Here is a 699-nt window from a genome sequence, read left to right on the forward strand (position 1 = left end):
AAGACCTGCTTTTCCAGGTCGTCTTTCACCTCATGCAGCCAGTCCATCGCCCGGTAGCAGGGCTGTTCGCCGATCTCGGGCAGCCCGTCGATATGCGTGTCGCAGGTGATCCAGTCGGCGGCGGCGAGCTTGGACGACGGTGCCAGGGCGCGGTTGGCGACCAGCGCGAACAGCACGCGCTCGGTGGCGGTCATGTCCCGGCGGCGGCCGCGTTTGGGCTGCCCGACCCGGCTGACGATCTGGTCGATCTTCAGCTGGTGCCACAGGTGATCGAGTGCGTAGGTGCCGCCGAACGGCACCGAGGAGGTGAACTCCAGGTCTGATGCGGCGGTCGCGGCCAGCGCGTCGCCCGGTTCCAGCAGCTTCGATAGAGACGCGACCAGGCGCTTGACGGCGTCGCGGTCGAGCTGGTCCTCGCGGCCGAAGGTGAACAGCACTTTGGGCACGGCCCGTCCTTTGGCCGGGTCCCACTCGTTGTGGGCCAGGTGGAGGTAGCGGACGGTGCCGGATTTGTTCTCCCGTTTCGTCGTCTTCACGTACACGGCTCTAGAGCATACGGGCTGTGTCCTGGTGGATGTAGGTGAATCTCTGAAATCGCGTCTCTAGGGGCTTTCGGGTGTCTGCATCTCTCACGGCTGGATGACCTGCAGTTTCAGCTCTGCAGGACCTCCAGGACCCGCGAATTACGTCGAACCCGGG

Annotated in this window: 1 protein-coding gene; it reads right to left on the reverse strand. The window is 64.8% G+C overall.

Annotation, left to right across the window (positions count from 1 at the left end; genetic code table 11):
- Window positions 1–542: IS1634 family transposase N-terminal domain-related protein (locus tag KME79_RS44335; RefSeq protein ID WP_504739493.1), on the reverse strand; the 542-nt coding region annotated here is incomplete at its 3' end.
- Window positions 543–699 lie beyond the last annotated feature (157 nt).

The organism is Nonomuraea harbinensis (assembly GCF_019396385.1).
Lineage (GTDB): Bacteria > Actinomycetota > Actinomycetes > Streptosporangiales > Streptosporangiaceae > Nonomuraea > Nonomuraea ferruginea.